Source organism: Comamonas sp. CMM03 (assembly GCF_019218715.1).
GTDB lineage: Bacteria > Pseudomonadota > Gammaproteobacteria > Burkholderiales > Burkholderiaceae_C > Comamonas > Comamonas terrigena.
Window position 1 is genome coordinate 417803 of record NZ_JAHUXB010000003.1, and the last position, 24124, is coordinate 441926.

Here is a 24124-nt window from a genome sequence, read left to right on the forward strand (position 1 = left end):
CCGCTCCGCGCAGCCTGCGATGCCTGCCCGGTTGATGTCGCCGAAGTGCATTTCCACGCTGGCGGATCCCTTGCGCATCACCGTGTGGCAGGCGGCATTCCAGCCACCGCCGCAGGCTAGGCAGTGGTGGTGGCAAGGTGCGGCCCGCCGTGGCGTACGGCGGAGCGCACAGCAAAAAGCCCCGGTTCCTGGCGGAAGCGGGGCCACAGAGGTGCGAGTCCGAGGCTTAGATCAGCTTCAGGCTACCCTTCATGATGCTGTAGTGACCGGGGAAGGAGCAGAAGAAGGTGTAGTCGGTACCAGCCTTCAGCTTGGCCACATCGATGTCCAGGGTGGTGGATTCACCGCCGCCAATCACCTTGGAGTGGGCCAGCACGCGGGTGTCACCGGCCTTCACGTAGTCGGCAGCGGCGCCGGCCTTCATGCCGTCGGCAGCGGCAGCGGCCACGTCGGCGGTGGTGGTGACCACCATGTTGTGGCCCATCGAGGTCTTGGGCATCTTGCCCACATGCTTCAGGGTGACGCTGAACTTCTTGCAGGCCTTGGGCACGTCAATGTTCTTGACGTTGAACTGCATGGCGTCGTTGGATTCGACGGTCAGGGCGCAGTCAGCGGCCATGGCGGGAGCGGAAATGGCACCGGCAGCGCACAGGGCCACGGTCATCAGAATCTTCTTCATGCGCGGAAACTCCTTCACAGGGTCAAAAACAAATCGGGGAGCATCCGGAACCGGGGTCGGCGGCTGCTCTTTTCACGATTTTCTGAAAAATCAGCAGAATCAGAATAGGTACAGATGTCATTGACGCGGGCAATCCAGGCTGCTGCTTGTCAAAACGCTGCATCTGTGGCCGCTTTGCCGGGGCCTGCAGGCGCGCGCGCAGAGCAGATGAAGTCCTTTGTTTTCAATGGCTTGTGTGCAGACTGGAGTGCAGCGGCATGCCGGCGTGCGCCGCACATAGTCCCGGGTCAGGGCAGTGCAGCGCTGTTGCGGCAGTGCAAAAACTTGTCTTGCATCAAGCTCCGCGCACTTTGCGTGTGCGGACAAGGCCGGGCACGGGCGACCATGCCCGTGCCCGGCGGTTTCAGCCCAGCTTCAGGTCGTATCCGATGGTGATGGGCGCGTGGTCGCTGAACTTCTCGCCCTTGTAGATCGACTCCTGGCGCGCCAGTGCCGCCAGTGCGGGGGTGGCCAGGTGATAGTCCAGCCGCCACCCCACGTTGTTCGCGTAGGCCTGTCCCCGGTTGCTCCACCATGTGTAGCAGGCGTCGGTGGTGTCGGGTTGGAGCACGCGGTAGACGTCAACGATGCCTCCGGTAGGCGCCACCGGGTCCAGCAGCATGTCCATCCAGGCGCGTTCTTCGGGCGTGAAGCCGCTGTTCTTCTGGTTGCCGCGCCAGTTCTTCAGATCTTCCTTGCGGTGGGCGATGTTGATGTCGCCGCACAGGATGAATTCGCGCTCGCCCTTCATGCGCATCAGGTGGATGTGCATTTCGGCCAGGAAACGGAATTTGGCCTGCTGGCGGTCTTCGCCGGAGCTGCCGCTGGGAAAGTAGGCGCTGATGATGGACAGCTTGCGGCCTGCGGTGTCGAAACGCGCCTCCACGTAGCGGCCTTCGGCGTCGAACTCGGGCGAGCCCAAGCCGACGATCACATCCGATGGCGCATGGCGGGTGTAGACGCCCACACCGGAATAGCCCTTCTTTTCGGCAAAGTGGAAATAGCCATCCAGTCCGGCCAGCTGTTCGAAACGGTCTTGAATATCAGGCGCCTGTGCCTTGATTTCCTGTACGCAAATACAATCCGGACCGGTCGCAGCAACCCAGGCCTCCACCCCTTTGGACGTGGCGGAGCGGATGCCGTTGAGGTTGAGGCTGGTTAATTTGAATAAGGAAGAATCCATGGTAGTCAAAGGTGCGCAGCAACAGGATCAGGACCGTCTGGCGCAGGAGTTTGTGCAGTTTGCCGTGGATGCGGGTGTGCTGCGCTTTGGGGAGTTCAAGACCAAGGCCGGGCGCATGAGCCCGTACTTCTTCAATGCAGGTCTGTTCGACGACGGCGCCAAAATGGGACGCCTGGCGGAATTCTATGCAAAAGCCATCCTGGCCAGTGGCATGGAGTTCGATATGGTCTTTGGCCCTGCCTACAAGGGGATCCCGCTGGCTGCCACCGTGGCCGTGGAGCTGGCCCGCCTGGGCCGCAACGTGCCGTTTGCCTACAACCGCAAGGAGGCCAAGGACCATGGCGAAGGCGGTACCCTGGTGGGGGCTCCGCTGCAGGGCCGGGTGCTGGTCATCGACGACGTGATGTCGGCCGGCACTGCCGCTCGTGAATCCATTGCCCTGATCCGTGCGGCGGGTGCCACCCCCCATGCGGTCGCCATTGCCTTGGACCGCCAGGAAAAGGCCACCGAAAACGGACACGATGTCGACCACAGTGCGGTGCAGTACGTGCGCCACCAGCTGGGGCTGCAGGTGGCCACCATCGCCACCCTGGCGGACTTGCTGCAGTACCTGCAGACCCATGGGGGCGAAGGCGAGATGCAGGCCCACCATGCACGTGTGCTGGCCTACCGCCAGCGCTATGGGGTGGACACCCAGGCGTAATTCCTTTGCCTGCGGCCCGTACGGGCCGGTATCTGGAGGCGCGGTGCGTGGCGCGTGCTTCCAGGCCCGGAATTGGCCGCCGTGCCGTTTCCGTTCGGTGACGCAGCCAGTCTTGGCGGCGTCACCGTGCTGTGGACATCAGCGCGAACGGGCGCCGTCCTCTCCTTCGCGCTGCAGCAGGCGCATCACCCAGCCCATGGCAATGCTGGCCGCCCAGACGATGGCACTGATGAACAGCGGCACCGACCACAGGGCGCTGGCATGCACGGCCAGCTGCCAGGCGCGGTCGGCAGCCGGCAGAAAGCGGGCGTAGCCCGTGTACAGGCCATAGGCCAGCCACAGCACCGCCGCCAGGGCAAAGCCCTGGGCCAGATAACGTGCGGCGCGGGCATTGGGGTGCGGTGGTGCAATACGGCGCTGCATGGACCAGACACGGCCCACGGCCCAGCCCACACCCGCCACGGCCCCCGCCATGGAAAGGGCCAGGGGGCCCCATGAAGTCCAGTCGTTCAGCATAGGCCGTGACGATAGCGGGTTTGCAATGCCCTGGCGGCCGGTGACTGGCGTCAGCAGGAGCGCTGGTCCGCACCGCCCGGATCGCGCAGAGGGGGCCGCGGCGCTGGACGTCATACAAGGTCCAGGCGAGCCGCCACGGTGTGGTGGTGACCCATCCCCTGTCCGTGCAGGGGTTCGGGGAAAAAAAGAGGATGCCAGGGCATCCTCTCTGCGGGGCGGGCGCTTGCATTCAGGCCGGAACGGCTTGGCGGTGGTCGGCCGTGATGCGCGCCACCAGCTCCTGGAGCACCTGTTCGGCGCGGTCGTTGTCGATCTGGCAGGTGCCGGCAGCCCGGTGGCCGCCGCCGCCGTATTGCAGCATCAGTTCGCCCACATTGGTGGTGCAGCTGCGGTCCAGAATGGACTTGCCGGTGGCAAAGACCGAGTTTGCCTTGGCCTTGCCCCACATGGCGTGAATGGAGATGTTGCACTGTGGGAACAGCGCATAGACCATGAAGCGGTTGGTGGCCCAGATGGTCTCTTCACCGCGCAGATCCAGCACCACCAGGTTGTCGTGCACCGTGGCGCAGCGCTGGATCTGTTCGCAGGCGCGCGCGGTCTGCTCGAAATACAGTTCCACGCGCTCCTGCACATCGGGCAGCTGCAGCACCTGCTCCACGGACAGATCGCGGCAGTGCTGGATCAGCTCCATCATCAGCGCGTAATTGCTGATGCGGAATTCACGGAAGCGCCCCAGGCCGGTGCGCGCGTCCATCAGGTAGTTCATCAGCGTCCAGCCCGTGGGGTGCAGGACCTCGTCCAGGCTGTACTGGGCGGAATCGGCCTTGTCCACGGCCTCCATCAGCTCGTCGGTGATGGCTGGGAAGCGGGCCTTGCCGCCGTAGTGGTTGTAGACCACGCGGGCCGCTGAAGGAGCGTGCGGGTCGATGATGTAGTTGCCCAGGAAGGCGCGGTTGCGCACCACTTCCGAGGCATGGTGGTCGAACACCAGGTGCGCTCCGGGCACGAACGGCAGGTTGGTGGTGATGTCGTTGCGCGTGATGCGCACCTTGCCATCCTGCATGTCCTTGGGGTGGACGAAGGTGATCTCGTCGATCATGTCCAGCTCTTTGAAGAGCATGGCGCAGACAAGACCATCGAAATCGCTGCGGGTGACGAGGCGGTATTTCTGGCTCATGGCGGTCGGCGGTAAAAAAGTCAGTGGAACACTGCTTTGCAGGGCCGGCGCGCACAGGCCGGCGGGAAACATTCCGACACATGATACCTAGCTCTGTCGGATACAACCGCCGATTGGCCGAGGCGGGCCCCAGGGATTCCCGTATGTTAGCTATTGAAAATATAGCGTACTGCGGCGTACGGTTCAGCACGATCGTGCTTTTCCAACCATGAAAAACGCCGCACAAGGCGGCGTGCTCACACAGCCCACTGCGTGTGAGCCCAGGGTTACATGGCGCTCACCCAGACGGTGTCACCGCCGGCGCTGGAGGGTAGTGGCCGGATGGCCAGCAGCGCTGCGTGGCGCTTGAGCAGGTCCTCGAACTGGTGGGCTTCCAGCGCACTGGCGTTGTCGCCCTGCAGGTAGTCGGTGGCCACCTGGGACGTGGTGAAGCTGTGGCTGCCGAACTTCTGGACGATATTGCGCAGCTTGTCGAGGTTGATGTGGGCAGTGTTCATGGTCGCTTCTCCGGCAAGTTGGCAAAGGGAGCCCGCGCATGCGGCAGGCCATGCAGCCAATGTGCATGAGCACAGCAGCGGGCGCAATAGGCCCAACCGGCAATGGCGGCTTGGTGCCAGCGCAGGCCGTGGCAGAAGGCCCGCGCCGGCGGGCCCGGCCGGGTGTGCAGCAAATGCCATGCCCACGCATGGCTGTGGCCAAAGTGCAGCAGCGTGGCACTATTTCCACGATTGTGGGTCGTGCAAGTGCCTGTGGTGCATGCGGCAGGACCATCTGCACGTATCATCGGGCGCTTTTTTCGGCTTGCCCCAGGCTGGGGCGTTTTTCATGCCACCTATTTCACCCATCTGCGGCCAATTGCTGGCTGCTGTCGCCATTCCACCCTGTGCTGCAGCACGGCGGCCCGCTGCGCGCCTGCGCGTGGCGGTGGGATGGTCGCGCGCGGTGGTGTGACACGGCGTGGTGGATGCTGCTGCGGCAAGCCTTGGATATGGCTCTCTGTAAAAAGGACGGAAATTCAGATGCAGGCTGCTGACGCACAGAAGACGGCCCAGTTGCAAAAGACACTGGTGCTGTGGCAGGTCATCATCATCGGGCTGGCATACATCCAGCCCATGACGCTGCTGGACACCTTTGGCATGGTGTCGCGCGACAGCGTCCAGCATGTGCCCACCTCCTACCTGATCGCGCTGGTCGCGGTGCTGCTGACTTCCATCAGCTACGGTCACATGATCCGCAAGTACCCGTCTTCGGGATCGGCCTACACCTATGTGCAGAAGTCCGTGCACCCGAACGCGGGCTTCATGGTGGGCTGGTCTTCGCTGCTGGACTATCTGCTGTCGCCGATGGTCAACATCCTGCTGGCCAATATCTACCTGACCGACATGTTCCCCGAGGTGAACCACTGGGTGTGGATCATCGGTCTGTCGCTGATCATGGTGGCGGTCAATCTGCGCGGCGTGCGCTTTGTGGCCAATTTCAACAGCCTGATCGTGCTGCTGCAGATTCTGGTGATCGGCTTCTTCACCTACCTGATCTTCAGCAAGCTGTCGGCTGGCCAGAACGCCCTGGGTGCCATTTCTGTCCAGGACGGCCATGACGGCCTGTGGAGCTTCTCCCCTTTCTGGAGCCCGGATGCCGATCTGGGCAAGCTGATCACGGGCGCCACCATCCTGTGTTTCTCGTTCACCGGCTTTGATTCGCTGAGCTCGCTGGCCGAGGAAACCAAGGACACCAAGAAGACGTTGCCCCGCGCCATCTTCCTGACCGCGCTGATCTCCGGCCTGATCTTTGTGTTCGCCACCTATTTCATGCAGCTGTACTTCCCGGGCGACCCCACGCGGTACTTCCAGCTGGTGGACGAGACCCAGCCCGAAATCCTGCTGCTGGTCGGCGGCGCCTTTTTCCAGTCGGTGGTGCTGAGCTTTGCCATCGTCACCGTGATGGCCTCGGGCATCTCGGCCCACGCCGGTGTCTCGCGCCTGATGTATGTGATGGGCCGCGACGGTGTGCTGCCCAAGAAGTTCTTCGGCCACATCCATCCGCGCAGCCACACCCCGTCCTACAACATCTGGCTGGCGGGCGTGATCTGCCTGACCGCGGGCTTCCTGAGTCTGGAGTTCGTCGTGGCGCTGATCAGCTTCGGCGCGCTCACCGCCTTCAGCTTTGTGAATCTGTCGGTGATCTGCAGCTACGGTTTCCGTGACGGGCGCCTGAAGACGCCGCGCGACATCGCGCGCTTCTTTGTGCTGCCGCTGTGCGGTTTCATCTCCATCGGTGCGCTGTGGCTGGAGGTGGAGGACACCTCGCTCAAGGCCGGTGTGGCCTGGGCGGCCGTGGGCCTGATCTACCTGGCCTGGCTGACCAAGGGGTTCAGGCGTTCGGCCCCCCAGCTGCACGAGGAAATCTGAACTGCCACACGCGGCAGACGCCCGCAGGGCATGTCTGTGACCGATAGCCCGCTTCCTGGAAGCGGGCTTTTTTCTCTCCAGCGAAGCGGCCTCCAGCACCGGTGTCCGTACACACCCTGAACGCTGCTGCGTGCCAGGAGCTGGCAGATTACGGCCGCTCGCGCGACTGGGGCAGGCGCAGCTCCAGGGGCTCGTGGCGGCGCAGGCGCAGCTGCTGGGTGGCCAGCAGGTCGGTGGCCATGCCATCCACCTGGGCGGTGGCGGTCTTGAACAGCACCACCACCTCCGGATTGCAGGCGTGCGGGCTGATCCAGGTGGCGCTGGCAAAGCGGTTGCGGCCGTCCACACCCATGTCGTCGGGGGCCAGCGCAAAGCGGGCCAGGTGCTGGCCCTGGCGGTCCTTGGCGATGGCCTGTACGCGCACTTCGCGGTAGGTGGCGCGTCCGGCGTCGAACATGAAGGTGGCCTCGCAGCGCTGGGGGCTCAGGCGCAGCGTGCCGTAGTGCCACAACTCCAGCGCCTGGGCACTGCCGGCGCTGCACAGGCCGGCGATGGCCAGACAGCGCCAGGTGGAGGAAAGAGCGTGAAAAGACGCGCGCATGCTGCAGTCCAGGTGGATGTCAGGCGGTCCAGGGGCCCGCCGTCAGGATCTCGGCCAGAGGCTTGCGCGGGGAAGGCACTTCGCGCTCGGCCAGATCGGGGGGCAAGGTGGTGGCATCGCCACGCTGGCCAACGGCCACCAGGGCCTGGACTGTCCAGTGGTCGGGCAGCTGCAGCACGCGGCGGGCGGCTTCGGTGTCGATGCCGGCCATGGCATGGGTGGCCAGGCCCAGGGCCTGGGCCTGCAGGGCCATGAAGCCCCAGGCGCAGCCGGTGTCGAAGGCATGCTTGCCGGCCGAAGCTTCTGGATTGGACAGCAGCACGATCAGCGCGCCAGCGTTCAGGCACCAGCGGCGGTTGAATTCATTGGGGATGGTGCTGAATGCCTTCCAGTGCGCATCGCCATGCAGCGCATAGGCAAAGTGCCACGGCTGCAGATTGCTGGCCGAGGGCGCCCAGCGGGCGGCTTCCACGATCTGCTCCAGCTGGGTGCGGGTCACCGCCTTCCCAGTGAAGGCGCGCGGCGAGGTACGGGACAGAAACTGCGGTTCGATGGGGACGGTGGCGGTGCGGGTGTGGTTCATGGAGGGGGCACAAACAAAATTGCAAAGGCCAGATGAAAAAACCGTGCATGCCGGCGTGGGCATGCACGGTCTGTGTGCATTGTGGCGGAATGCGGCGCCCGCCACCACTGCCGAGGCAGGCAGAGGGCACAGGGCTGCTCATGCCATCCGGTCTGCCGGGAACAGATCGCAGCACGCACCGGCTTGGCGATAGCGTCCCCCGCAGGGCCTTGCGGTACTCAGCGCACGGCGCCTTCGCTGATCACGCGCAGGTGCCGTTCCATGCGGATGAAGACCACCACCATGACCACCAGCACCAGCAGGGACATCAGCATGCTCCAGAACGCGGTTTCGGCGGCCTTGCTGTACAGGTTCAGCAGGCTGTCGTCGCTGTCGGCCTCGGCATCGCCGCGCAGCGCGCGGGCGGCCTGGTCAAAGCTGATGGTGTAGTTGGTCAGCACCGTGCCCACCATGTGGCTGACGGCCTGTTGCTGCAGCCGAGGGCCCAGCTCGGCGTGGCCCAGCACCTGCTCCAGCGCAGTGGGCAGGCCTTGGACATAGGCTGCGTAGGAGCCTGCGCCATGTTCGGACTCGGCCATCTGCGCGCGTTCGTGGATGGCGCAGGGGATGTCAAAGGGCTCGCTGAACCAGCTGCTGTCTTCGTCCTCGGTGCTGCGGGCGGCGGCCGCAGCCTCCGTTTCGGCAGATTCCGCCGCAGCACTGGCGCCGGCGCAGCCGCTTTCCTGCTCCGCCTTCAGCAGGCGCTGCACCAGGGCTGCGTCGGGCGCACCGCTGCCTGCCAGCAGTGGGTGTACAGGGGCCAGGCCGCGGCTGCTGTTGTCCTTTTCCACGCGGGCACGTGCAGCCGGGTCCTGGTTGACAAAGGCGCGGATCAACTGGTCCGCCTTCTGAAAGCTGGGGCGCAGTTGCGCGTCGGCCAGGCGCTGGGTCAGCGGAACCTGATTGCCGGCCTGACCCAGGTCGCGCCCGGTTTCGCTCACCACATAGTCCAGGTCCAGTCTGGCGTCCTTCCAGTTCAACGCGGCGGGCTGTGCCCCATCGGGGCTGGACGGCTTGCTGCCGCGCCAGCTGTCCCATACCCACAGCGCCAGGGCCAGCAGCACGACCAGCGCAAACGCCAGCAACACCACCCGCACCACCTGCACCAGCACATCCTCCAGGCGTCGCAATACCGTCAGCATCATCCAAACCCTTCCCATTCATTGTTATTGCGGCGCAGGTTGCTACGAATATGAAAGCGCCGCAGGATCGCGCCGGATTTTAGGCAGTGCGGCTTGGCGTCATACACTTTTACAAGCATGGGAAATGGGTGAGGGTGCTCACTTCCGTTTTGCTGAAGAGCCTGTAAGGCATGGGGCTGCAATCGGCGCCCCTGGCGTTGGGCGGAGAGCACACACCCGGTGTGGCACTATGGGCAATCCGCTGTAATGGGGTATTCACGGATCGAAGGATGCCCTATGGCCAAAACATCGCTGGACAAGTCGAAGATCAAGTTTCTGCTGCTGGAGGGCATTCACCCATCCGCGCTGAAGGTGCTGCAGGACGCGGGTTACACCAACGTCGAATCGTTGGCCGGCGCGCTGGAAGGCGAGGAGCTGAAGGCCAAGATAGCCGACGCGCATTTTGTGGGCATCCGCTCGCGCACCCAGCTGACCGAAGACGTGTTTGCGGCAGCGCAAAAGCTGGTGGCCGTGGGCTGCTTTTGCATCGGTACCAACCAGGTCAATCTGAACGCAGCGCGCGAGCGCGGTATTGCTGTGTTCAACGCGCCGTTCTCCAACACCCGTTCGGTGGCCGAGCTGGTGCTGGCCGAGGCGATTCTGCTGCTGCGCGGCATCCCCGAAAAGAACGCCGTGTCCCACCGCGGCGGCTGGAAGAAGAGTGCTGACAACTCCTACGAGATCCGTGGCAAGACCCTGGGCATTGTGGGCTATGGTTCCATCGGCACCCAGCTGTCGGTGCTGGCCGAAGGCCTGGGCATGCAGGTCATCTTCCACGACGTGGTCACCAAGCTGCCGCTGGGCAATGCGCGCCAGGCCGCCAATCTGCAGGAACTGCTGGGCCAGGCCGATATCGTGACGTTGCATGTGCCCGAGCTGGCCTCCACCCACAGCATGCTCGGCGCCGAGCAGATCGCCGCCATGAAGCCGGGCAGCATCCTGATCAATGCCTCCCGCGGGACGGTGGTGGACATCGATGCGCTGGCAGCGGCGCTGCAGGCCCGCAAGCTGCTGGGTGCGGCGATTGACGTGTTCCCGGTCGAGCCCAAGAGCAACAAGGATGAGTTCCAGTCGCCGCTGCGTGGCATGGACAACGTGATCCTGACCCCGCACATCGGCGGCTCCACCATGGAGGCCCAGGCCAACATCGGCCTGGAAGTGGCGGAAAAGCTGGTCAAGTACAGCGACAACGGCACCACCACCTCGGCGGTGAACTTCCCCGAAGTGGCGCTGCCCGAGCACCCAGGCAAGAACCGCATCCTGCATGTGCACGAAAACCGCCCCGGCATTCTGTCGGCCATCAACCAGGTGTTTGCCGACAATGGGATCAACATCGCCGGCCAGTACCTGCGCACCGACGAGAAGGTGGGCTATGTGGTGATCGACATCGACGCCGAATCGTCGGCGCTGGCGCTGGCCAAGCTGTCGCAGATTCCGGGCACCATCCGCTGCCGCGTGCTGTTCTGAACGGCATCTGCTGGAATGCAAAAAAGGAGACCCCGGGTCTCCTTTTTTGATGGCGGCGTGCACCGCTGCGGCGTATGGGTTTCTGAAGCCTGGGTTCTGGGCCAAGGCTGGCAGCCGCAGTCAGACTGGCCGCAGGGAATGAAAAAGGCCCGCTACATGGCAGCGGGCCTTTGGTGTGTGGTGCCCATGGGCAGGATCGAACTGCCGACCTCTCCCTTACCAAGGGAGTGCTCTACCACTGAGCCACATGGGCGAAGCCTGAGATTCTAATACGTTTTTCTAGCCTGAGGTGAATCGGCGAAGTTGCTCATACGCCGGAGACCCCGCCGTCCTGGTGGTGGGCATTGGCTGGAGGAGCGTCATCGATGGCGAATTCACTGCTTCCCATCGGGAGGTGCATAGCCCATTGCCCGTACGGCCAGCTGTTGCAGCACGGCGTTGCTGCCAGACCCCATGGTGGGTAGGGAAGTGCGCAAGGCCCCGAGGGGGGAGGCGTCAGGCGCTCCGCTCCACAGCAGCAGCGGTACTTCATAGGTACTTGGCGCATCTCCCGTGCGGTAGGTCTGGCTCAGAGGCGGCATGACCAACCCGTGGTCGCTCGCATACAGCAGCAAAGACGAGGAGGGGTTGGATTGCTGGGCAATGGATATCCATTGTTCCAACAGATCACTGGTATAGAGAATCGAATTGTCGTAGGGGTCAGGCAGTTGATAGCGTGTCGCTGGATAGCGCTGATTGACGCCAGGGTGACTGCCATAGGTGTGCAAGACAATCAGCTTGTGTTCTGCGGTATCGCTGAGCGCCGTTTGCAGAAACGGCGTGAGCACCTCGTCAAAATCGCCATCGCCCACTTTTTTATAGACGTCCGTCGAACGCCTCAGGGCCAGGGAATAGAAATCCTCTTGCTGATTATTGAAGCGGGAGTTGGTGAAGACAAAAGTCTTGTACCCCGCATGATGGGCGAGATCAATGAACGATGCTGCTTGCCGTGCAACACTCTCGCTGGCAGAAAATCCGGTCAACATGAATGGCAAAGCGCTGGCCGTATTGGGCCCTTCCGCACGCACCTGAGTGGCCGCAACGCCGGCCTTGTTTCTGAGCGGGGCATTGGTGTCTGCATCCTGGTAGCCGAGCAGCGACCAGCGCTGCGCGGTTGCACTCTCGCCCAGGACCACGACGATGGTTTTGGCAAGCACATGCTCAGGTGGCTGGACGGGGATCAGCGGGTGATAGAACAAGCCCTGTTCCATTTCATGGTGGCGGAATGATGCCTGTACCAGGTGCATCGGGTACACGCGGTGCATTTTCTGGAAGAAGGTGGTGGAATCCATCTTTTTGCTGACCCCCCACGCTGCCAAGGCGGCCCATATGAGCATGGCACAGAGATAGCTGGTGCGAGGGGCTGTATAGGACCCATGGGAACGGGACCGAATGATGGTTTTGCTGGCGAAAAATGCCGCCATACACCAAGCCAATACCTGTGCGATTTGGAGAGCGGGGAGTGTCTGGACAAACTCCTTCATCTCGTTCTGATTGGAGCGCAGTGCGGTGGCGATGAAGAATTCATCGGCGAGATAGCCAAAAAAACCAATATGAAAGATGTTGATGGCGCCCAGCAGACTGAGCGTGATCAATGCAGGAATCAGAACGATTCTTGTCGCTGTCAATGGCCAGATGAGCAGCGCGGAAGCGGGCACCAGAATCCAGGCGATCCAGCTGCTGTCATGCAGCAATGCAGGGGTGAAGAGAAAAGACCAGGCAAGGAAAGCCGAGACCTGGGGCGTATTTATTCTTTTTGCCAGCAACTTTGATACTCATGGATACAAATGTGTCCAATGATATCAATTAGCACACGAAATATATATTTCGTGTGTGGGTTGCCAATCGCTGTGGCAAATCAAAGCAGCTAGCGATTGCAGACTTTCTTTGGGCTTCCCATGCGCTGCCGGACGTATCCAGTGCGCGGCGGCCACTACGTGGGTGTATCCACCAGCGCCTGGTACACGCCCTGACGCATCACCGTACGGTAGGGAATGCGCTGGGCCATGGACTGCATCATCAGGATGGCGAACAGGTCTTCCTGCGGGTCGATCCAGAAGAACGTGCCGTAGATGCCACTCCACGAGAAATCGCCCACGCTGCCGGGCAGCGGGTTCAGGCCGGATGCCGTGCGTACCGCAAAGCCCAGGCCGAAGCCCTGGCCCACATCGGGCGAGGGCAGCTGGGCGCCGAAGTAGGCCATGTCCGGGCCCATGCGCACGCCGGCGGGCAAGTGGTTGGCCGTCATCAGCGCCACGGTCTTGCGTGACAGCAGGCGCATGCCGTCCAGCTGGCCGCCGTTGCGCCAGAACAGGCACAGGCGGGCGTAGTCGCTGATGGTGGAGACCATGCCGCCGCCGCCCGACTGGAAGGCCATGGCCTGCGTGACCGGCGGCACGGGCGGCAGCTGCAGCTGCGGGCCTTCCGGCTGTGGCCAGGCCGCACGCTCGGCTGCGCTGTCGGGCGCGTGAAATGCCGTGTCGTGCAGCTGCAGCGGGGTGGTGATGTGCTGCCGCATGAATTCGGCCAGGGTCTGGCCGCTCACCACTTCCACCACGCGTCCCAGCACATCCGTGCTCATGCCGTATTCCCACACCGTGCCGGGCTGGTCCAGCAAGGCCAGTTGCGATAGTTTGGTGATGAACTGCGCGTTGTTGTCGTTCTTGTGGCCCAGCTTGGCGCTGATGTAGGCCTGCTTGAGTGGGTTGGGGCTGCCCGGTACGCCATAGGTGATGCCGGCGGTGTGGCGCAGCAGATCGTGCAGGGTGATGGGACGGGCCAAGGGCTCCAGCACCACCTGGGGCGCACTGCCATCGGTGGCGGGCTGCACGCGGCCCACTCTCAGCTGGGCCAGCTCGGGCAGGTATTTGGCCACCGGGTCCAGCAGGGCCAGCTGGCCTTGCTCCAGCAGCATCATGATGGCCAGAGAGGTGAGTGGCTTGGTCATGGAGGCAATGCGAAAAATCGCATCCGGTCGCATGGCCGTGCCCTTGGCGGGATTCAACTGCCCGAAGCTTTCCAGATAAGCCAGTTGTCCGTGCCGTGCCACCAGGGCCACCGCGCCGGGGATCTCGCCACGGTCCACGCCTTGCTGCAGGCGGGCAGACAGGCGTTGCAGCCGGTCGCTGCCCAGTCCCAGCGATTCGGGGGAATCCGCCCAGGGCAGGCCGGGAATATGGAAGCGGGGGGTAGCGGACATGGCGGCTCCTGCGCAAACAACGGTGAACGGTGCAGCCATTGTTGCCAGTGACCGCGCCGCAAGCTGTTGTTTGCGGGACAGCGGTGCAGGGGGCAGGGGCGTTAAGTGCCTTGGCCCTGGCACAGCTGTGCCTTGCTGTGCTCCCAGGGGTGGCCTTCGGCATCCAGCAACACCTGGCGGGGGCGGTGTGTCGGGCTCAAGGCCTGCAGGGAGTAGCCCAGTGCCTGGATGGCCATTTCCGGTATCACCGTATTGCTGATGTGCACCTGCGCCGGATCCTGCTGGCGCAGCGGTGTGAGCAGCTGGGCATTCTGTGCCAGGGACACCGGATTGGCCCAGGCCAGCGCGGGAATCTCGTAGCTGCTGAGACTGCCTCCGCTGCGCGAGGAGCCGCTGCAGGGGGGCACCACCACACCGTGGTCGCTGGCATAGAGCAGCAGGGCGGATTGCTGCGGGCTGCTGGCGTCCAGCATCCGGATCCATTGCGCCAGCAAATCACTGGTGTAGCGGATGGAGGTGTCGTAGCTGTCGGCCAACTGGTGGGCGGTCTTGGGATAGCGGCTGGCTGCGGTGACATGGCTGCCGTAGGTGTGCAGCACGATCAGTTTGCGGGGAGCGGGATCTTGCAATGCGGTCTGCAAAGCCGGTGTCAGTACCTCGTCGTAATCGCCATCACCCACCTTGAGGTAGACATTGGCGCTGCGGCGCAGTGCGTGGGTCAGGAAATCTTCCCCGGTGCGCAGATAGCGCGAGTTGTTGAGCACGATGGTTTTGTACCCTGCGTGCTGTGCCAGGTCGATAAAGCTGGGAGCCTGGTGCGTCACGCTGTCGAGCGCGGACAGCCCCGTCAAGACATAAGGCAAGGCGGCGGCGGTATTGAGTCCGTTGGCCAGCACGCGTGCCACCTGCAGCCCGGGGATGTCCTGCAGCGAAGCGTTGGTCGGAGCCTGCTGGTAACCCAGCAGCGACCAGCGATGGGCCGATGCGCTTTCGCCCAGCACCACGACCACGGTATCTACCTGGGATTGCGGGGACGGCGGTGTTGGCTCTGGCAGTAGCGGGGTGTACAGCAGTGCGTCGGTGATCTGGTATTGGCGCCAGCCGGCATTGGCGATGTGCAGGGGGTAAACGATGTGCAGCTTGCGCAGGGCGGTGGTGGTATTCAGGGGGCCTGTCCAGTGGCTGTAGCCCAAGAACCCGGCCCAGACCAGCAGCGCCGCTATCGCCAGGCGCTGGCTGGCACGCCCTTGCAGGTTGGGTTCATTGCCCTTGCGCAGCATGAAACGCACGATGCCCGCGCAGAGCAGCAGCCACACGGCACACCAGACCATGGTCCCCATGGGCAGAGAGGTCAGAAATTCCCGGGTTTCGCTGCTGGTGGTGCGCAAGGAAGAGGCAATGAAGAATTCATCGATCAGATAGCCGAAGAACCCGTCGTGCACGATGTTGGCGGCACCCAGAATGACCAGAAACAGGACACTCACGATCCGCAGCGGACGCCACACGGCCAAGGGCCAAAACAGCAGGGCAGACAGCAACAGCAGAAACACCGCACGGGGAGATGCTCCTGCCAACATGGAGGGCAGAAACAGGATGGTCCAGACTGCGAATGCAGCAAGGAGAGAGGCGGGGCGAGCAGGCATGGCGCAAAAAGCAAAGACGCCCGGTGGACGGGCGTCTTACAAAACGTTGCTCAATTGTAGGGGTGTTACAAAACGCTGACAAAGGCAGTCAGCGATGCGCTGCGGCGCAGCACATCGGCTGCGGGTGAACCGCTGCAACACGGTCTGTGCGTTCACGCCGGCACGTGGATGTGCCGCTTGATGTGCTTGAGGTTGGCAACGATGGTGAAAGTCATCACCACCAGCATCGACCAGGAGCTCCACTTGCCCACATGCACGGTGGACCAGGCGCCCAGCTGGTTCGGGTAGGCCCATACGCCGGCGAAGGTGCTGATGTTCTCGGCCAGCCAGATGAAAAAGCCGATCAGCACAAACGCCAGCAACAGCGGCATGCGGCGGTCCCGGTCCAGCGGGCGGTAGACCACCGTGGTGCGTGCATACAGGCCCAGGGCGCAGGCGGCCAGATACCAGCGGTAGTCGCCGATGTAGTGGTGGGTGAAGAAGTTGGCGTAGATCAGCACCGCCACCAGCGCTGCCATGGGGTAGAGCGGATGGTGCAGGATGCGCAGGTCAAACAGGCGCCAGGCCTGGATGATGTAGCTGCCCACGGCCGCGTACATAAAGCCGGAAAACAGCGGTACGCCCCAGAGCTTGGTATAGGCAAAGTCCGGGTAGGCCCAGGATTTGATGCCGCTGGAGGTCTTGAACACCTCCAGGGCAAAACCCACCACGTGGAACAGGCTGATGGCCTTGAGTTCATCCCAGCTCTCCAGCCGCGTCGCCACCATGGCGATCTGGATGGCCAGTGCGGCGATCAGGAGCAGATCGTAGCGCGGCACACCCCACAGCCCGGCCCGCGGGGTGACGAACACGGCGGCAAAGAACAGGCCCACAAACAGGCAGCTGCGCGCATTCTTCAGGCCGAAGAACCAGAACTCCCACACAAAACGTTTCAGCCCTGCAAGGCCATCGGGCACCGGACGGTGCATCAGCCATGCGTCCAGACGGTTCAGGCGTTGCAGGGACGAGCGGGAGGGCGGCACGGCGGCCGTCGTGGCAGAAGAAGCAGGCATGGGGTACGGAAAGCCGCGCCACCGCTGGCGCGCGCAAGGAGAGGGAATAGATACGCTGCGAGTATGCCTGGGCGCTGCAGCGGGGCCAGGCCAGTCACAGACATGTGCCTTGCTGGGTCTGTGCACTGCGTTGCGCGGGGCGGTCTGGCCAGTGCAGGTGCGAAACACAATGGGCAGGTTCCGTGGTCCTGCGCGTCGTCAGACAGACTTGCACAGCTCAGGCGTCCATGCCGGAAAATCCTTGCAGCCTGTATCCGCTGTAGACACAAGGCTTTAGCGCACCTGCTGCGCCGCAAATGCGGCGCGGGGCTGCACATAGCTGTCCTGTGCCTGAACCAGCTGCAGCTCGCGCTGGCCGCTGTCGTGGGTGCGCTGCAGCAGCTCGAACATGCTGGCGGTGGTCCGCTCCAGTGCCTGCAGGGCCGAGCCCGTCTCGCCGAACTGCTGGCTGTAGTGGGCGGCAAACAGCGCCGCCGTTACATCGCCCGAGCCATTGGCCTTGAACGGCAGGTGCGGCGTGGTCACCAGCCAGGCACCGGTGGCATCGGCCGCCAGCATCTCGATGCTGCCGGGCGCCGCATCGGGCCGGTGCACGCTCGTCACCAGCACTGCGCGCGGGCCCATGGCCATCACGGTATCCACGGCCGCCAGGGTGCTGTCCAGCGTGCTGGCCTCGGTGTCCGCCAGATAGCCCAGCTCGAATTGGTTGGGCGTCACCAGGTCGGCGGCCGGCACCACGCGTTCGCGCAGCAGCACCGGAATGGCCGGGTTCACAAAACAGCCCGACTTTGCATTGCCCATCACCGGGTCGCAGGTGTAGGTAGCCTGGGGGTTGAGTGCCTTCACCCGGGCCACGGTGGACAGGATGGCGTCGGCAATGTCGGCACCGCCCTGGTAGCCGCTGAGCACCACATCCACCTGCGCCAGAGCACCGCGCGCCTCCATGGCGTCCACGATGGCCGTCACCTCGCTGGCGGGAATGGCTGATCCGCCCCACTGGCCGTAGCCCGTGTGGTTGGAGAAGTTGACGGTGTAGACCGGCCACACCTCGTGCCCCAGGCGCTGCAACGGAAACACCGCTGCCGAGTTGCCGACATGGCCGTAGGAGACATGGGATTGGATGGAGAGGATGTTCATGGTGGATGGAAAGGGGGTGAGCGCAGCGCTGGATGGTGGAAATGTTAGCGCTGTGGCCTGGGTGTGGTGGAGCTGGATCAGGCTCTTTTGCGCAAAGGCGTGGTCTGCGTATGGTGTGGGGTGTTGGTGTGCATCAGAAGAACAGGAAGATGCCATCCCAACAGTCGGTATGGCAGTGGATGCGCGACTGATTCAGCCATGCAAAAAGCCTCCCTGGGGAGGCTTTTTGATTGCAGAGAGGGGTTCGGCGAGGGATGGCTTACGCCAGCTTCGCCTTCAACAGCTCATTCACCTGTCCCGGATTGGCCTTGCCCTTGGACGCCTTCATCACCTGGCCGACCAGGGCGTTGAATGCCTTGTCCTTGCCGGCGCGGTATTGCTCCACGTTGGCGGGGTTGGCAGCAATCACCTCGTCGATGATGGCTTCCAGCGCGCCGGTGTCGTTGGACTGCTTGAGGTCCTTGGCTTCGATGATGGCGTCCACGTCGCTGCCTTCACCGCTCCACAGCGCTTCAAACACCTGCTTGGCAGAGTTGTTGCTGATGGTGCTGTCCGAAATACGGCCGATCAGGGCGCCCAGTTGCTGGCTGCTGACCTTGACCGCGTCCATGCCGATTTCCTCGGTGTTCAGGCGGCGGGAGATTTCGCCCATCACCCAGTTGCTCACCAGCTTGGGCTGGCCGCAGGCCTGGGCAGCATCTTCAAAGTAGGCCGCCATGGCCTGGCTTTGGGTCAGCGTGGTGGCGTCGTACGCGGGCAGGCTGTACTGCTCGACGAAGCGGGCGGCCATGGCGCGGGGCAGCTCGGGCATGCCGGCCTTGACCTGTTCCACCCACTCGGGCGCGACCACCAACGGGGGCAGGTCGGGGTCGGGGAAGTAGCGGTAGTCGGCTGCGTCTTCCTTGGTGCGCATGGCGCGGGTCTCGCCCGTGTCGGGGTTGAACAGCACGGTGGCCTGCTGGATCTTGTGACCGTCTTCAATCTGCTCGATCTGCCAGAGGATTTCGTAATCGATGGCGATCTGCATGTTGCGAAACGAGTTCAGGTTCTTGATCTCGCGGCGGGTGCCCAGCGGCTGGCCGGGCTTGCGCACCGACACGTTGGCGTCGCAGCGGAACGAGCCTTCCTGCATGTTGCCGTCGCAGATGCCGATCCAGGTGACGATCTTGTGCAGCTCCTTGGCGTAGGCCACGGCCTCGGCGGTGCTGCGGATGTCAGGCTCGGTCACGATTTCCAGCAGCGGCGTGCCGGCGCGGTTCAGGTCGATGCCGGACTGGCCGATGAACTCGTCGTGCACAGACTTGCCGGCGTCTTCCTCCAGGTGGGCGCGCACCAGGCGCACGGTCTTGAGGACGTTTTCCTTGCCTTCTTCCAGATAGAAGCTGACTTCACCGCCTTGCACCACGGGAATCTCGAACTGCGAGATCTGGTAGCCCTTGGGCAGATCGGGGTAGAAGTAGTTCTTGCGGGCAAAGATGCTGCGCGGCGCAATGTGCGAACCCAGCGACAGACCGAGCTTGATGGCGCATTCCACGGCGGTGCGGTTCATGACCGGCAGGGTGCCGGGCAGGGCCAGATCGACCGGGCAGGCCTGTGTGTTGGGCTCGGCACCAAAGGCGGTGCTGGCGCGGCTGAAGATTTTGCTGTGGGTGGCCAGCTGGGTGTGGGTTTCGAAGCCGATGACGACCTCGTAGCCATTGATCAGTTTCACTGTCATATGTATCTCGTCCTTCCTGCGCTTCTCAAATACCGGCGGGCGTGCGCAGGTGGAAATCGGTGGCTTGCTGGAAGCGGTGGGCCGCGTTGAGCAGCCTGGCTTCGCTGAAGTAGTTGCCGATCAGCTGCAGGCCCACGGGCATGCCACCCGCGCCAAAGCCGGCGGGCAGGCTCATGCCGGGCAGGCCGGCCAGCGAGGCGGGCAGGGTGAAGATGTCGGCCAGGTAGTTGCTGACCGGGTCGGCCTTGCCGCCAATGGCCCAGGCCGTGGTGGGCGCAGCGGCGCCGGCGATCACGTCGCAGTCCTTGAAGGCGGTCTGGAAGTCGTCGGCAATCATGCGGCGGATCTTCTGGGCTTGCAGGTAGTAGGCGTCGTAATAGCCTTCGGACAGCACATAGGCGCCGATCATGATGCGGCGCTTGACCTCATCGCCAAAGCCTTCGGCGCGGGTCTTCTTGTACATATCGCTCAGGTCGGCGTAGTCCTTGGCGCGGTGGCCGAACTTCACACCGTCAAAACGCGACAGATTGGACGAGGCTTCGGCCGGTGCCAGGATGTAGTACACGGGCACGGACAGCTCGGTGCGCGGCAGGCTCACGGGCACCAGCTTGGCGCCCAGCTTTTCGTATTCCTTCAAGGCCGCATCGACGGCGGTGCGCACGTCGGCGCTCAGGCCTTCGCCAAAGAACTCGGCGGGAATGCCGATGCGCAGGCCTTCGATGCTGTCGCCCAGCTTGGCGCTGAAGTCTTCGGGCGGCACATCCAGGCTGGTCGAGTCACGGTCCAGATCGGGGCCGCACATCTCGCTCAGCAGCAGGGCGCAGTCTTCGGCGCTGCGGCCCATGGGGCCCGCCTGGTCGAGGCTGGAGGCAAACGCGATCATGCCGTAGCGGCTGGCGCGGCCATAGGTGGGCTTGATACCGGTGATGCCGCAGAACGATGCGGGCTGGCGGATGGAGCCGCCGGTGTCGGTGCCGGTCACGGCGGGCGCCAGGCGGGCGGCCACGGCCGCAGCCGAGCCGCCGGACGAGCCGCCGGGCACGCGGTTCGTGTCCCAGGGGTTGCGCACGGGCTGCGCGCTGTCGAAGCCGACCGGGGCAATGGCCGAGTTCTCATTGGCGCCGCCCATGGCGAATTCGTCGCAGTTCAGCTTGCCCAGGGTCACCACACCGGCGTCGGCCAGCTTGCGCACTACGGTGGCGTCAAACGGCGACCGGTAGCCTTCCAGCATCTTGCTGGCGGCGGTGGTGGGGAAGTCTTTGGTGACGAAGATGTCCTTGTGCGCAATGGGCACGCCGACCAGCTTGCCGCCCTTGCCTTCGGCAATCAGTGCGTCGGCCGCCTTGGCCTGGGCCAGGGTGGCGTCTTCATTCAGGGACATAAAGGCGCCCAGGTTCTGGTGGGCCTTGGCACGGGCCAGATAGTGCTGGGCGGCTTCGGTGGCGGAGACGTGCTTGGCGCGCAGCTGGGCGGCCAGCTCGGCCACGCCGAGGTGGTGCAGTTCGGTGTTGCTCATGGTTCTTTGGCTTTGCGCGTTCATTCGATGACCTTGGGCACCAGGAACATACCCTTGTCTGCTGCCGGGGCGTTTTGCATATTGGCTTCGCGGTTGTTGCACTCGCTCACCACATCGTCGCGCAGGCGCAGCACCACGTCCTGGATGGTCGCCACGGGGTGGGCCAGGGGCTGGACGCCGGAGGTATCCACAGCCTGCATTTTCTCGACGATGCCGAAAAATCCGTTCAATTGAGTGAGCATGCGCTCACTTTCAGGGGTCGAGAGCTCGAGCCGCGCCAGATTGGCGATGCGGTCGATGTCGTGCGAGGTGAGTGCCATAGAAAAAATGCCGATCAGAAACCCGATGCAATGCAGTGGTGCACTGCGTCCGGACATAAGTTATTCACAGGGGATACGGTATTATCTCGGCTTTGCCGTAATGACACCTGCAAAGACGTCATTGTGCAAAGATCCACCCCCGTTCTTCCCTGATTGCAAGTCACATATCCCGGCGATGGCAGGCCGAAGCGCATGCTGTGCCTGAGAGGAATTTGAATGTTCGGAGCCTTCCGTCGGTACTTCTCCACCGACCTCGCCATCGATCTTGGCACTGCCAATACGTTGATTTTCGCCCGCGACAAGGGCATTGTTCTGGACGAGCCTTCCGTCGTCGCCATCCGCCATGAAGGCGGTCCGCACGGCAAGAAAGTGATCCAGGCCGTCGGCGCCGAGGCCAAGGCCATGCTGGGCAAGGTGCCCGGCAATATCGAAGCCATCCGCCCCATGAAGGACGGCGTGATTGCCGACTTCGTGATCACCGAGCAGATGATCAAGCAGTTCATCAAGATGGTGCACCCCCGCTCGGTGCTGGCGCCCAACCCGCGCATCATCATCTGCGTGCCCTGCGGCTCCACCCAGGTCGAACGCCGCGCCATCAAGGATGCGGCCGAAGCGGCCGGTGCTGCCCAGGTCTATCTGATCGAAGAGCCGATGGCTGCCGGTATTGGCGCCGGTCTGCCGGTGTCCGAAGCGTCGGGTTCCATGGTGGTGGACATCGGCGGCGGCACGACCGAAGTGGGCGTGATCTCGCTGGGCGGCATGGTCTACAAGGGCTCGGTCCGCGTGGGCGGCGACAAGTTCGACGAAGCCATCATCAACTACATCCGCCGCAATTACGGCATGCTGATTGGCGAGCCCACGGCCGAACTGATCAAGAAGCAGATCGGCTCCGCTTTCCCTGGCTCCGAAGTCAAGGAAATCGAAGTCAAGGGCCGCAATCTGTCCGAAGGCGTGCCGCGCAGTTTCACCATCTCCTCGAACGAGGTGCTGGAAGCGCTGACCGATCCGCTCAACCAGATCGTCTCTGCCGTGAAGAACGCGCTGGAGCAGACCCCTCCCGAGCTGGGTGCCGACATTGCCGAGCGCGGCATGATGCTGACCGGTGGCGGCGCGCTGCTGCGTGACCTGGACCGCCTGCTGGCCGAAGAAACCGGTCTGCCCGTGCTGGTGGCCGAAGAGCCGCTGACCTGTGTGGTACGCGGTTGCGGCATGGCTCTGGAGTCCATGGACCGCCAGGGCAGCATCTTTACCAGCGAGTAATCTTTTCGCCATGGCCGGGGCCTCCGGTCCCGGCGTTGCCCTCACCCTGTCATGAACAGCACACGCGCTCTGGATTCCGCTGTGTGCGGCGTTGCCGACGCCGCGCAGGTGGCTGCTCGTCTGCCGGGAGGCCGCGCATGAGCATGGGCACGCTGGAGCGCAGCGCTCCTTCCATGTTCAAGCAGGGCCCTTCCGCCCTGTCGCAGCTGGTGGCCTACAGCGCTTTGGCGCTGTTTTTGATGGTGGCCGATGCCCGCTTCAAAGTGGTGGAGCCGGTGCGCCAGGTGGTGTCCACCGTGCTGTATCCGGTGCAGTGGGCCATGGTCCAGCCGATCCGCTTCTTCAGCGGGGGCGTGACGTACTTCGACGACCTGGAAACCGCGCAGCAAGAAGCCCAGGAGGCCCGCCAGGCCATGCTGGCCATGGCACAGCGCGCGACCCAGTCCGATCAGCTGCTGCAGGAAAACGAGCAGCTGCGCCAGCTGCTGGCATTGCGGGACCGCGTGACCGTGCCGGCCAAGGCGGCACAGGTGATCTACGACACCCCCGATCCGTACACGCGCCGCGTGGTCATCGACAAAGGCCAGGTGGCGGGCGTGCTGGCCGGCTCGCCGGTCATCGACGAGCGCGGCGTGCTGGGCCAGGTGACGCGTGTGCAGCCCTTCCTGAGCGAGGTGCGCCTACTGGTGGACCGCGACCAGGCCATTCCCGTGCTGAACCAGCGCACCGGCGAACGCAGCGTGGCCTATGGCGATCCGTCGTCGCTGCGCAGTGACGCCATGGAACTGCGCTTCATGCCCAGCAATGCCGATGTGAAGGAAGGCGACCTGCTGACCACCAGCGGTGTGGACGGGGTCTACCCTTCGGGCCTGCCGGTGGCCAAGGTCTCCAAGGTGGAGCGCCGCGCCGAATCGGCCTTTGCCCGCATCTATTGCGAACCCGTGGCCCGCCTGCAAGGCGCGCGCCACGTGATGATTCTGGAACCCATGGACAAGGTGCTGCCGGACACCCCGCATGCGCCCGAGCCACCCACCGCCAAGCGCGATGACAAGTCCGCCAGCCGCCGTTCCACGGACGTGCGCCTGCCGGGACAGAAGGAGGCCAAGCCATGATCATGCCCCGCGGCCAAGAGCTGATGATGCCGGTGAACCCGCTGTTCATCGCGCTGACCATCGTCGTGGCGCTGGCCCTGAACATGCTGCCCTGGGGCGGCTGGGTCTGGATGCCGGACTGGCTGCTGCTGGTGCTGGCCTTCTGGGGCGTGCACCAGTCCGGCAAAGTGGGCATGGGCATCGGCTTTTTCCTGGGCCTGAGCATGGACGTGCACCAGTCCGCGCTGCTGGGCCAGCATGCGCTGTCCTATGTGCTGCTGATGTTCGCCTGCCGCCAGGCCAGCCGCCGCGTGCTGTGGTTCAACGTGCTGATCCAGGCCATGTACATGGCGCCGCTCTTTGTGATGGCCCATGCCGTGGAAGTGGTGGTCCGCATGGTGGCCGGCGGCATCTTCCCCGGCCCCTGGGTGCTGATTGCTCCGCTGATCGAAGCCCTGCTGTGGCCGGTGGCCAGCTGGATTCTGCTGGCACCGCAACGCCGTCCCCCGGACCGGGACAGCAACCGCCCGCTGTGAGGAGCTGCGCCATGCACAGCCGCAGCCCGGTGCGGGCG

Annotated in this window: 22 protein-coding genes and 1 tRNA gene; 6 read left to right on the forward strand and 17 right to left on the reverse strand. The window is 63.8% G+C overall.

Annotated features, from left to right (window positions below):
• Positions 1–226: 226 nt before the first annotated feature.
• Together azu and KW830_RS12580 are read right to left on the reverse strand one after the other, a co-directional pair.
• Positions 227–679: an azurin gene (gene azu, locus KW830_RS12575; protein WP_066538922.1), complete on the reverse strand. Its 453-nt coding sequence runs from the start codon at positions 677–679 to the stop codon at positions 227–229.
• 403 nt (positions 680–1082) lie between these two features.
• Entirely contained in the window at positions 1083–1901 is an 819-nt protein-coding gene (locus KW830_RS12580; RefSeq protein ID WP_066538814.1) for an exodeoxyribonuclease III, read from the reverse strand.
• Between KW830_RS12580 and pyrE the strand changes: the two genes are divergently transcribed.
• Entirely contained in the window at positions 1900–2604 is a 705-nt protein-coding gene (pyrE, locus tag KW830_RS12585; RefSeq protein WP_066538817.1) for an orotate phosphoribosyltransferase, read from the forward strand. The genes KW830_RS12580 and pyrE overlap by 2 nt on opposite strands.
• A gap of 138 nt (positions 2605–2742) precedes the next feature.
• On the opposite strand, the gene KW830_RS12590 is transcribed toward pyrE, so the two are convergent.
• From KW830_RS12590 to KW830_RS12600, 3 genes are all read right to left on the reverse strand, one after another.
• A complete protein-coding gene (locus tag KW830_RS12590; protein WP_218333358.1) occupies positions 2743–3120 on the reverse strand; it encodes a hypothetical protein in 378 nt (125 codons plus the stop codon).
• Between the two features lie 229 nt (positions 3121–3349).
• Positions 3350–4297, reverse strand: coding sequence for an exopolyphosphatase (locus tag KW830_RS12595; RefSeq protein ID WP_066538819.1), 948 nt, complete (start codon positions 4295–4297; stop codon positions 3350–3352).
• 266 nt (positions 4298–4563) lie between these two features.
• A complete protein-coding gene (locus KW830_RS12600) occupies positions 4564–4794 on the reverse strand; it encodes a hypothetical protein (protein ID WP_066538924.1) in 231 nt (76 codons plus the stop codon).
• A gap of 522 nt (positions 4795–5316) precedes the next feature.
• Between KW830_RS12600 and KW830_RS12605 the strand changes: the two genes are divergently transcribed.
• Complete coding sequence (locus KW830_RS12605) at positions 5317–6705, forward strand: APC family permease (protein ID WP_218333359.1); 1389 nt, start codon at positions 5317–5319, stop codon at positions 6703–6705.
• 148 nt (positions 6706–6853) lie between these two features.
• Here KW830_RS12605 and KW830_RS12610 read toward each other — a convergent pair whose 3' ends face one another.
• From KW830_RS12610 to KW830_RS12620, 3 genes are all read right to left on the reverse strand, one after another.
• A complete protein-coding gene (locus tag KW830_RS12610) occupies positions 6854–7306 on the reverse strand; it encodes an IrmA family protein (protein WP_218333360.1) in 453 nt (150 codons plus the stop codon).
• A gap of 19 nt (positions 7307–7325) precedes the next feature.
• The gene (locus tag KW830_RS12615) at positions 7326–7889 is read right to left on the reverse strand and encodes a nitroreductase family protein (protein ID WP_192334639.1); all 564 of its coding nucleotides are present in this window, start codon (positions 7887–7889) and stop codon (positions 7326–7328) included.
• A 218-nt stretch (positions 7890–8107) separates the two neighbouring features.
• Entirely contained in the window at positions 8108–9070 is a 963-nt protein-coding gene (locus KW830_RS12620; protein ID WP_255578347.1) for a hypothetical protein, read from the reverse strand.
• Positions 9071–9346: 276 nt separating this feature from the next.
• On the opposite strand from KW830_RS12620, the gene serA reads away from it, so the two are divergent.
• On the forward strand, positions 9347–10576 hold the full coding sequence (gene serA / locus KW830_RS12625) for a phosphoglycerate dehydrogenase (protein ID WP_066538825.1): 1230 nt from the start codon (positions 9347–9349) through the stop codon (positions 10574–10576).
• Between the two features lie 178 nt (positions 10577–10754).
• Here the strand turns inward: serA and KW830_RS12630 are convergent.
• The 9 genes from KW830_RS12630 to gatC form a co-directional block, all read right to left on the reverse strand.
• Positions 10755–10829 (reverse strand) — tRNA-Thr (locus KW830_RS12630).
• Between the two features lie 121 nt (positions 10830–10950).
• On the reverse strand, positions 10951–12381 hold the full coding sequence (locus tag KW830_RS12635) for a sulfatase-like hydrolase/transferase (RefSeq protein ID WP_083520495.1): 1431 nt from the start codon (positions 12379–12381) through the stop codon (positions 10951–10953).
• A gap of 167 nt (positions 12382–12548) precedes the next feature.
• A complete protein-coding gene (locus KW830_RS12640) occupies positions 12549–13814 on the reverse strand; it encodes a serine hydrolase (RefSeq protein ID WP_066538827.1) in 1266 nt (421 codons plus the stop codon).
• Between the two features lie 101 nt (positions 13815–13915).
• Positions 13916–15457 carry a sulfatase-like hydrolase/transferase gene (locus KW830_RS12645; RefSeq protein WP_218333362.1) on the reverse strand — a complete coding sequence of 514 codons (1542 nt, stop codon included), beginning with the start codon at positions 15455–15457 and terminating at the stop codon, positions 13916–13918.
• 152 nt (positions 15458–15609) lie between these two features.
• Complete coding sequence (locus KW830_RS12650; protein ID WP_066538926.1) at positions 15610–16425, reverse strand: DUF817 domain-containing protein; 816 nt, start codon at positions 16423–16425, stop codon at positions 15610–15612.
• 357 nt (positions 16426–16782) lie between these two features.
• Entirely contained in the window at positions 16783–17646 is an 864-nt protein-coding gene (gene pdxY, locus KW830_RS12655; protein WP_066538831.1) for a pyridoxal kinase PdxY, read from the reverse strand.
• A gap of 259 nt (positions 17647–17905) precedes the next feature.
• Entirely contained in the window at positions 17906–19363 is a 1458-nt protein-coding gene (gene gatB, locus KW830_RS12660) for an Asp-tRNA(Asn)/Glu-tRNA(Gln) amidotransferase subunit GatB (RefSeq protein ID WP_218333363.1), read from the reverse strand.
• Positions 19364–19388: 25 nt separating this feature from the next.
• A complete protein-coding gene (gene gatA, locus KW830_RS12665; protein WP_218333364.1) occupies positions 19389–20879 on the reverse strand; it encodes an Asp-tRNA(Asn)/Glu-tRNA(Gln) amidotransferase subunit GatA in 1491 nt (496 codons plus the stop codon).
• A gap of 20 nt (positions 20880–20899) precedes the next feature.
• Positions 20900–21199, reverse strand: a complete 300-nt coding sequence (gatC, locus tag KW830_RS12670; protein ID WP_066538837.1) for an Asp-tRNA(Asn)/Glu-tRNA(Gln) amidotransferase subunit GatC — start codon at positions 21197–21199, stop codon at positions 20900–20902.
• A 216-nt stretch (positions 21200–21415) separates the two neighbouring features.
• On the opposite strand from gatC, the gene KW830_RS12675 reads away from it, so the two are divergent.
• From KW830_RS12675 to mreD, 3 genes are all read left to right on the forward strand, one after another.
• Positions 21416–22459 (forward strand): rod shape-determining protein, encoded by a 1044-nt coding sequence (locus KW830_RS12675; RefSeq protein WP_066538840.1) that lies wholly within the window; start codon positions 21416–21418, stop codon positions 22457–22459.
• Positions 22460–22596: 137 nt separating this feature from the next.
• A complete protein-coding gene (gene mreC / locus KW830_RS12680; RefSeq protein ID WP_083520497.1) occupies positions 22597–23571 on the forward strand; it encodes a rod shape-determining protein MreC in 975 nt (324 codons plus the stop codon).
• A complete protein-coding gene (gene mreD / locus KW830_RS12685) occupies positions 23568–24086 on the forward strand; it encodes a rod shape-determining protein MreD (protein WP_218333365.1) in 519 nt (172 codons plus the stop codon). The genes mreC and mreD overlap by 4 nt, the downstream gene beginning before the upstream one ends.
• The last annotated feature ends 38 nt before the right edge of the window (positions 24087–24124 follow it).

Bases quoted from the DNA above. Each gene is read 5' to 3' on its own strand.
- gatA (WP_218333364.1), bottom strand. From the start codon at position 20,879: ATGAGCAACACCGAACTGCACCACCTCGGCGTGGCCGAGCTGGCCGCC.
- KW830_RS12645 (WP_218333362.1), bottom strand. From the start codon at position 15,457: ATGCCTGCTCGCCCCGCCTCTCTCCTTGCTGCATTCGCAGTCTGGACC.
- gatC (WP_066538837.1), bottom strand. From the start codon at position 21,199: ATGGCACTCACCTCGCACGACATCGACCGCATCGCCAATCTGGCGCGG.
- KW830_RS12650 (WP_066538926.1), bottom strand. From the start codon at position 16,425: ATGCACCGTCCGGTGCCCGATGGCCTTGCAGGGCTGAAACGTTTTGTG.
- KW830_RS12610 (WP_218333360.1), bottom strand. From the start codon at position 7,306: ATGCGCGCGTCTTTTCACGCTCTTTCCTCCACCTGGCGCTGTCTGGCC.
- KW830_RS12590 (WP_218333358.1), bottom strand. From the start codon at position 3,120: ATGCTGAACGACTGGACTTCATGGGGCCCCCTGGCCCTTTCCATGGCG.
- KW830_RS12675 (WP_066538840.1), top strand. From the start codon at position 21,416: ATGTTCGGAGCCTTCCGTCGGTACTTCTCCACCGACCTCGCCATCGAT.
- KW830_RS12620 (WP_255578347.1), bottom strand. From the start codon at position 9,070: ATGCTGACGGTATTGCGACGCCTGGAGGATGTGCTGGTGCAGGTGGTG.
- azu (WP_066538922.1), bottom strand. From the start codon at position 679: ATGAAGAAGATTCTGATGACCGTGGCCCTGTGCGCTGCCGGTGCCATT.
- KW830_RS12600 (WP_066538924.1), bottom strand. From the start codon at position 4,794: ATGAACACTGCCCACATCAACCTCGACAAGCTGCGCAATATCGTCCAG.
- KW830_RS12615 (WP_192334639.1), bottom strand. From the start codon at position 7,889: ATGAACCACACCCGCACCGCCACCGTCCCCATCGAACCGCAGTTTCTG.
- KW830_RS12640 (WP_066538827.1), bottom strand. From the start codon at position 13,814: ATGTCCGCTACCCCCCGCTTCCATATTCCCGGCCTGCCCTGGGCGGAT.
- pdxY (WP_066538831.1), bottom strand. From the start codon at position 17,646: ATGAACATCCTCTCCATCCAATCCCATGTCTCCTACGGCCATGTCGGC.
- KW830_RS12595 (WP_066538819.1), bottom strand. From the start codon at position 4,297: ATGAGCCAGAAATACCGCCTCGTCACCCGCAGCGATTTCGATGGTCTT.
- pyrE (WP_066538817.1), top strand. From the start codon at position 1,900: ATGGTAGTCAAAGGTGCGCAGCAACAGGATCAGGACCGTCTGGCGCAG.
- serA (WP_066538825.1), top strand. From the start codon at position 9,347: ATGGCCAAAACATCGCTGGACAAGTCGAAGATCAAGTTTCTGCTGCTG.
- gatB (WP_218333363.1), bottom strand. From the start codon at position 19,363: ATGACAGTGAAACTGATCAATGGCTACGAGGTCGTCATCGGCTTCGAA.
- KW830_RS12605 (WP_218333359.1), top strand. From the start codon at position 5,317: ATGCAGGCTGCTGACGCACAGAAGACGGCCCAGTTGCAAAAGACACTG.
- KW830_RS12580 (WP_066538814.1), bottom strand. From the start codon at position 1,901: ATGGATTCTTCCTTATTCAAATTAACCAGCCTCAACCTCAACGGCATC.
- mreC (WP_083520497.1), top strand. From the start codon at position 22,597: ATGAGCATGGGCACGCTGGAGCGCAGCGCTCCTTCCATGTTCAAGCAG.
- mreD (WP_218333365.1), top strand. From the start codon at position 23,568: ATGATCATGCCCCGCGGCCAAGAGCTGATGATGCCGGTGAACCCGCTG.